Source organism: uncultured Shimia sp., from assembly GCF_913054185.1.
Taxonomy (GTDB): domain Bacteria; phylum Pseudomonadota; class Alphaproteobacteria; order Rhodobacterales; family Rhodobacteraceae; genus Shimia.
The window spans coordinates 20,765-27,540 of record NZ_CAJXIV010000050.1; the positions used below are offsets into that span (position 1 = coordinate 20,765).

A 6,776-nucleotide genomic window follows, 5' to 3' on the forward strand; every position below is an offset into this window, starting at 1 on the left:
TCAGCCACTCTCCTTGGGGCATGTGCCCTGATCGTCCCCGGCAGGTCCGGGCATTTTGTGAAGCGGGCGGGGTTGCCCCCGCCCAAATTCTTTAGAAGTTGTCTTCGAACTTCTTGGCCAGATCTTCGATGTTGTCCGGTGGCCAGTCCTCGACGTCCATGCCGAGGTGCAGCCCCATTCCTGACAGCACTTCTTTGATCTCGTTCAGCGACTTGCGGCCAAAGTTTGGCGTACGCAGCATCTCTGCTTCGGTCTTCTGGATCAGATCGCCGATGTAAACGATGTTGTCGTTTTTCAGGCAGTTTGCAGAGCGCACGGACAGTTCCAGCTCGTCCACTTTCTTCAACAGAAGTGGGTTGAACTCGAGACCATCGTCTTCTTCCTGACGACCTGCCGCTTCCGGCTCATCGAAGTTCACGAAGATCGACAGTTGGTCCTGCAGGATACGCGCAGCATAAGCCACAGCATCTTCCGGCGTGATGGAGCCATCGGTGTCAATTTTCATGGTCAGCTTGTCGTAGTCCAGAACCTGGCCTTCGCGGGTTGGCTGCACGTCATAAGACACGCGCTTCACCGGAGAGTAGATGGCATCAATTGGAATAAGACCAATGGGTGCATCTTCAGGCTTGTTCTTGTCCGCAGACACGTAGCCTTTGCCGGTGTTGACGGTCAGCTCGACATAAAGGTCGGCGCCATCGTCAAGGTGGCAGATCACGTGATCTTTGTTCAGAACTTCGATGCCCGCGCTGTCGGAGATATCACCGGCAGTCACAGCACCTGGACCTTTGGCATTGATGGAAAGACGCTTAGGGCCTTCCACTTCCATGCGCAGGGACACGCCCTTCAGGTTCAGGATAATGTCGGTCACGTCTTCGCGCACACCAGCAACGCTGGAGAACTCGTGCAATACGTTGTCGATCTGTACGCTGGTGATGGCCGCGCCTTGCAGCGAGCTCATCAATACGCGGCGCAGCGCGTTGCCCAGAGTGAGACCAAAACCACGCTCCAGCGGCTCCGCCACAACGGTGGCTTGGCGCGCAGGGTCATTGCCCGGCTTCACTTCAAGCTGTGTAGGCTTGATCAATTCTGCCCAATTTTTGTGGATCATGCGTCCCTCCATTCTTGTCTCGTTCCCATGTCCAAAAGAACCAGACGCCCGAGGTTTCAAAATGACGAACTGGGGCCGTGCGGATCACGCGGCCCCAGGTAGTAGAAATGTCGCTTAGACGCGGCGGCGCTTTGGTGGGCGGCAGCCGTTGTGGGCGATTGGTGTCACGTCACGGATCGAAGTGATGTTGAAACCAATTGCAGCCAGAGCGCGCAGTGCAGATTCACGGCCGGAACCCGGACCCTGAACTTCCACTTCCAGCGTTTTCACGCCGTGGTCCTGAGCTTTTTTGCCTGCATCTTCCGCAGCCATCTGAGCAGCATATGGGGTGGACTTACGGGAGCCCTTGAAACCCATGGTGCCAGCAGAGGACCAAGAAATTGCGTTGCCCTGAACGTCAGAGATCAGGATTTTGGTGTTGTTGAACGAAGAGTTCACATGCGCAACGCCAGTGGCGATATTCTTGCGCTCTTTTTTCTTCGCGCGAGTCTTTTCACGTGCCATTGATCAGTACCCCCTTATTTCTTCTTGCCAGCAATGGCCTTCGCAGGGCCTTTGCGTGTGCGAGCGTTGGTGTGGGTACGCTGACCGCGAACCGGCAGGTTGCGACGGTGGCGCAGGCCACGGTAGCAGCCAAGGTCCATCAGACGCTTGATGTTCATCTGCACTTCACGACGCAGGTCACCTTCAACGGTGTAGGTCGCATCGATGTGCTCACGGATGGCCAGAACCTCTGCATCCGACAGCTCGTTGATACGACGCGTGACGTCGATCTTTACGCTTTCGCAGATTTCTTGGGCCGAAGTTGGGCCAATACCAGTGATATAAGTCAGGGCGATCGGGACCCGTTTGTGGGTCGGGATGTTTACGCCGGCAATACGTGCCACGTGTCACTTTCCTTTTCGTTGCGGTTCCGTAACGCCGGAACCTTTTTTCACAACGTAAGCCCGACGCAATCAAGCAACCGGGCCTCAGCTGATCAGGTGGTCTTGCACATGGGGGCGACCCACGCGCAAAGAATTGATTCTCCGTTAAGAGATGGGATGAAATAGGGGGGATTGAGGGGGGTGTCAAGCCGCCCGAAAACAAGAACTTTGAGATGACACTAGTCCGTGACGACAATTCTATGAATTTTGCTTTCCTTAAACTCAATTAGTACATTTGCAGTGTCGCTCAATCGATATTTCAACGCGGCCCCCAAAAAACCTGATGGGCTATCGGCAATCTCTTCTCGACGAAACACCGGCGTCCCCATGATGGCTTCCACTTCAGCTTGCCCCATTTCGCGTTTCAACGCATAGGGCAATGAGCCCGGGAATGGCCGGAAAGCCTTCTCCAACGAAGCTTTCTCTGCCGCTTCTGCCGAGACGTAAACAAAAATCGTTCTCAGTTTAAAACTCTTCTGGGAACTGACCTCAAATTCAAACGAAACGCCGTTTTCATAGTCGTTCCCCCAGTACTCCCAAAGTTCCTCCTGCTCAAGCTCAAGCTGCTCGATAACCTCTAAAAGAGCTGTATCTGCGTTAGCTTTATTGATTAAAAGGTGCGGGTTTGTGGAGAGGCGATCCAGTATCGTCAACAAGGCGCTCCATATTTTGCAGTTACATTTTTCACATGGGATTTAAGGTCTTGTTTTAGCACATCAGCCTGCTCCGCAGAAATCCCAAATTTTGCAGCAAGGTCGTTGACGTCCCGGTCTACCGCAGCGATCAAATTGTCGGCATCCAGCGTTTTTGTCCGGACTGCGCCCCACCCAAAAGTCCGAGTCTTTTGGTGGTTTTGTTTAGACATAAGCACCCCCGCAAGTTCATCTCGCAACTGTTGTTTTTGTGCGCGATCCAAACGAATACCATTGCGGTCAAGAAACTCATTAACAGCCGATTGACTCGGTATGTGATGGGATTGCAAACCGTCCTTGCCAGCTAGACCAAGCTGCGTCGCAGTGTCTCGGTTTTCACTATGTGACTGTGCTGGTCCAACAGAGTCGGAATTTTTGTTCCCACCAAAGAGGTTCGCCCAAAATCCCCCACCATTCTCGTTGTGAACCAACAAACCAAACGGACTGACGTAGTAAGTCGGGAAGTTCTCCACTTCCAAATTGAAAGCCGTCAAAGGGCCGTCAACTTCAGAAATTCCCTCTACTCGGCTCGTTTTGCCTGTTGCTGTCTCAATGAGGTCCCCTGGTCGGAGAAAGGGGCTGCTTGGCGCCAACCTTTATCAACCACAAAGAATGGGTGCTCATCGGTGACTTCAATCTCTTGATGTTCGTCGTCAAAGCTAACCGTCAGCTTGAAAAAGCTCACATGTTCATTCTTGAAGACCGTCAATACCCGATTGTAAGCCTGAGCAGTTCCGTATTCTTCTCTAGAGAAAACTAAATCGCCGGGTGCCACAGCCTCAATTGGCACCAAGCCATCTTTTGTCTGGATTAAGGTATGTCCGGCAAAACTGTTGCAGGGTGACCGCTTGGCCCTGCCAAGGCCTCTCCAACTTTGGATGCCGGCCGAAACGCCTCCAGGGACACCCGGAGCGGCCACAGCGAGAGTGTCGAGAAAGGCGCCCCCCAAATCGAGAAACCCGGCGCCTACATTGCCATTCGAAAAATTGTTGTAAGCAGAATTGTATCCGATAGACGCACTTGCTACGTCCCAAATTGACTCTGCTATGTTTCCGCCCGGATCTTTGAAATTGACCGGATCATTGAAGCTGTAGGAATACCGATTGGTCCCGACCCCTGGCTCGGTTGGGTCAAGCCAGTCCGGCTGGATGAACATCGCCGAGGCGGTGTTGGCAAAAAGGGCAAATGTCAGGGAAAGCAGCAGCTTTTGCAAAAGCGCGGAGAGCGAAGGCATTTTGAGACGTCCAAATGTGTCGTGCAATTGCCCCCCCCGCAAGTCTCGCAAAAGCTGTATAGCGCAACAAGAAAACGCGCTGCGTCACCGTTGCCAACCACTTCTTTGGCACTGTTAATGACGCATTCCACCAGAACTGCATCATCCTCCTACATCTCGATTACAGCATCGAGCCTTTCGCCACGGCCTGCCAACACGTCTGCCAAAGCATCCGCTTGGGCCAACAGGACGGGGGAAGCCGTAGAAGATGAAGCCGCCCTGCCCCAACAGGTGATCCCCGTCAGCCCCAGGGCACGGCGGGGTTCCGGGTCTCGCGGAGCCACGGCCCCGTTCTTATAGACACGTCAAACAGCCTGCGTCTTAGGCGACCTGCGTCTCCCCGGCAGCCGACTCTGCAACCATCGCCACAATTTCTTTGGCTGCGTAATCCGCAGCCTCTTGCGGAGACCAAGCCGCATCAATTTCAATAAGTTTGGGACCACGCTCACAGTACTGATGCACTCCGCGTTCAAACAGATCTGCCCGCGCCACAAAACTGTCCATCCCGCCAAACTTATCCGTCAGTTTTTTGTTGCCCAGCCTCAGTCCACGCCGTTGGAAGACGCGTTCAAAGGCCACTTGTGGAGGCGTCTTGATGAACACCACTGCATCCACAATCGGCAACTTCGACACCAGCCCATGCAACGCTCGCTTGGATTGCGCCAGAGGCAAACTGGCCGCAACAGAATGGGTCAGAAACCCCTCCTCAAGAAAAATCACCTCGCCGTCTTCGGCGAGGTCAACCGAGGCTTGGTAGTTTGCGCACATCAGAACAAAAAGAAACTGCTTCACGTCATCTTTGTCGTAAATTCGCTCCGCGTAAGAGACGAGTTTTGGATGTGCCGACACAAACCGGGAAAACCGATAAAGCAGCTCTCTTTGAGGCTTTCCTTTGACAAACCTCGGCAACCAATCGGTAGCCAGACGATGCATCGAAATGTTGTTGATATTGTTTGAGGCGACCCCAAGTGGGGTCAGCCGCGTTGATAAGCCTTTGAAAATCGTAGTCTTGCCGCAGCCGGGCATACCTGCAATCTCAACGAACATGACTACATCTTCTTCACAAGGAAATGGAAGATTTGAGAGTTCATGTCCTTGTCCGTTTTCACCAAACGCTTTTCGACAATCTTGAACCCGGCGTCTTTCAACATCTTTTTGTTGTCTTTGTCAGACATCCGGCTTTCCAAAATGTGATCCGGGTCAATTTCTTCGCCATCCTTGGAAATGCTTTCGCCAAGTTGAATAATGGCGAACTGCTTGGTCACCCGCGCAAATTCGTCCAGCGCTTTGAGCGCATCTTTCGCCACGATGATATCGCGCAAAAAGCGCGTGCTCACCAAGAGATCAAATTGTTCATCTGCAAACGGTAGGTCCATGGCGCTTCCTGTGCTCACGCGACATTTCTGCAAATTCGAACCTAGGCTTTGGGACGCTGCATTTAGCATTTCGATAGACGCATCAAGACCTGAGATGTCGAACTGTCGCTCCAGATAAAACGGAACAAACCGCCCGGTCCCAAATGGGATATCAACAACCGAGAGCCCTTCAGGCAATGTCTCAAGAAGAGACTTCATCTCGTTTTGTTCAACGTCCCACCACTCCTGCTTTTTCCGGCGTTTCTCGTAGTTTTGTGCCACGCGCCCGTAGTAGCTATCGCCTTTTGCGCCTGTTTTTTGCATCACTAAAATCTCCTGCCGCTCGTCTTGTTTGATTTCTTGGTTTTTGGATCGTGTCAGCTTGCGTCAAATATCAATTTACACGCAGAGGGGTGATACCCTCGATTGGTCTCTTCGAATTCAAAAAATACGTTCGAAAAACCGTTTCGTTTATATCGACGCAGCTTCTCCCAGGCTTCGGTCGTCGCGTCCCAGCCTTGCCGATCATCCGCCCGAAGCGGTGGCGGGTTAAAACCAATCACCACAGCCCGGCGTGCAATCCGGCAAAACTCATCAACAATACGCGCCCAATCCGCAGGGTCCGCGTAGGCTTCAATGGCTTGATAGCAGCATACGTAATCAAACGATTTATCCTCGAATGGATACGGCGTTTCCCGGGCATTGAAGAGCCGCACATCACAGCCCAAGGACTCAATTATGGGCTGATACACCCACCCTGGCTTGACATCTGCCAGAGGCTGATTGTGCTCAGTCTCAAACACAGCTGCGTCGGGAGATAGCTTTTTATAAGTCCGGCGATACTCTTCGGGAACACAATAATCCGTGCCAACAGCATTGTGCCCGAGGGCACGCCAAAGCTCGAGCATGGCGCCATGCGCGGTTGAAAACTCCAAAATGTCGAGCGGCGCATGCGACGTAGTCGTCTCTGGCATATGCGTGCAAATCCGCGTCCATGCACGTTTCAGGTTTGCCTCACGGTCGAGATACTTCTTTGCAATCTGTGCGCTGACCCGAGAAAATTCATAGTTTCCGAGGCTGTAATGCGCGGAAACATCCATCGGCGGCTCTGGAAGCCAAGCGTATTTCTGCTGTGCCGTTGTTTTTTTCATTACTGCGTCCTGCCTCAGGCCAGTTGATTGGCCTTTTGTTTTTTCAGCAGTTTACACTCAGTTAACCAAATCCAACAAGACTTCTATGTTCTACCTATCCGAGAATTTTGTCACGCCTATGAACCATCAGCTCTAAGCCCAAAAGCAAAAGGCCCGCACCAATCGGTACAGACCTTTCAAATTTCAAACAGAATTTGGAGTCTTACCCCAAAGCACCTGCCACAGATGCCTCAACCTCGTCCATCGACGCCAGACCATCAACCGAGGTCAA

General features: G+C 52.6%; 9 protein-coding genes. All 9 read right to left on the minus strand.

Going from position 1 to position 6,776, the window contains the following annotated elements:
- Window positions 1-91: 91 nt before the first annotated feature.
- A complete protein-coding gene (locus QZ517_RS11745; RefSeq protein WP_283425793.1) occupies window positions 92-1,108 on the minus strand; it encodes a DNA-directed RNA polymerase subunit alpha in 1,017 nt (338 codons plus the stop codon).
- 114 nt (window positions 1,109-1,222) lie between these two features.
- Window positions 1,223-1,612, minus strand: coding sequence for a 30S ribosomal protein S11 (gene rpsK / locus QZ517_RS11750; RefSeq protein WP_283425792.1), 390 nt, complete (start codon window positions 1,610-1,612; stop codon window positions 1,223-1,225).
- Between the two features lie 14 nt (window positions 1,613-1,626).
- Window positions 1,627-1,995, minus strand: coding sequence for a 30S ribosomal protein S13 (gene rpsM, locus QZ517_RS11755; protein WP_283425791.1), 369 nt, complete (start codon window positions 1,993-1,995; stop codon window positions 1,627-1,629).
- A 218-nt stretch (window positions 1,996-2,213) separates the two neighbouring features.
- A complete protein-coding gene (locus QZ517_RS11760) occupies window positions 2,214-2,687 on the minus strand; it encodes a hypothetical protein (RefSeq protein WP_294227002.1) in 474 nt (157 codons plus the stop codon).
- Complete coding sequence (locus QZ517_RS11765; protein WP_294227003.1) at window positions 2,684-3,220, minus strand: hypothetical protein; 537 nt, start codon at window positions 3,218-3,220, stop codon at window positions 2,684-2,686. Before QZ517_RS11765 ends, QZ517_RS11760 begins: the two co-directional genes overlap by 4 nt.
- 26 nt (window positions 3,221-3,246) lie before the next feature.
- Complete coding sequence (locus QZ517_RS11770; protein ID WP_294227006.1) at window positions 3,247-3,987, minus strand: polymorphic toxin-type HINT domain-containing protein; 741 nt, start codon at window positions 3,985-3,987, stop codon at window positions 3,247-3,249.
- Window positions 3,988-4,320: 333 nt separating this feature from the next.
- Window positions 4,321-5,046 (minus strand): hypothetical protein, encoded by a 726-nt coding sequence (locus QZ517_RS11775; protein ID WP_294227008.1) that lies wholly within the window; start codon window positions 5,044-5,046, stop codon window positions 4,321-4,323.
- 2 nt (window positions 5,047-5,048) lie between these two features.
- Window positions 5,049-5,678, minus strand: a complete 630-nt coding sequence (locus QZ517_RS11780) for a class I SAM-dependent methyltransferase (RefSeq protein WP_294227014.1) — start codon at window positions 5,676-5,678, stop codon at window positions 5,049-5,051.
- A gap of 53 nt (window positions 5,679-5,731) precedes the next feature.
- Window positions 5,732-6,505 carry a class I SAM-dependent methyltransferase gene (locus QZ517_RS11785; RefSeq protein ID WP_294227010.1) on the minus strand — a complete coding sequence of 258 codons (774 nt, stop codon included), beginning with the start codon at window positions 6,503-6,505 and terminating at the stop codon, window positions 5,732-5,734.
- Window positions 6,506-6,776 lie beyond the last annotated feature (271 nt).

What these genes read in the sequence shown, in the direction of transcription:
- QZ517_RS11745 (WP_283425793.1), bottom strand. Translation starts at nt 1,108, where the DNA reads ATGATCCACAAAAATTGGGCAGAATTGATCAAGCCTACACAGCTTGAA.
- rpsK (WP_283425792.1), bottom strand. Translation starts at nt 1,612, where the DNA reads ATGGCACGTGAAAAGACTCGCGCGAAGAAAAAAGAGCGCAAGAATATC.
- QZ517_RS11775 (WP_294227008.1), bottom strand. Translation starts at nt 5,046, where the DNA reads ATGTTCGTTGAGATTGCAGGTATGCCCGGCTGCGGCAAGACTACGATT.
- QZ517_RS11780 (WP_294227014.1), bottom strand. Translation starts at nt 5,678, where the DNA reads ATGCAAAAAACAGGCGCAAAAGGCGATAGCTACTACGGGCGCGTGGCA.
- QZ517_RS11785 (WP_294227010.1), bottom strand. Translation starts at nt 6,505, where the DNA reads ATGAAAAAAACAACGGCACAGCAGAAATACGCTTGGCTTCCAGAGCCG.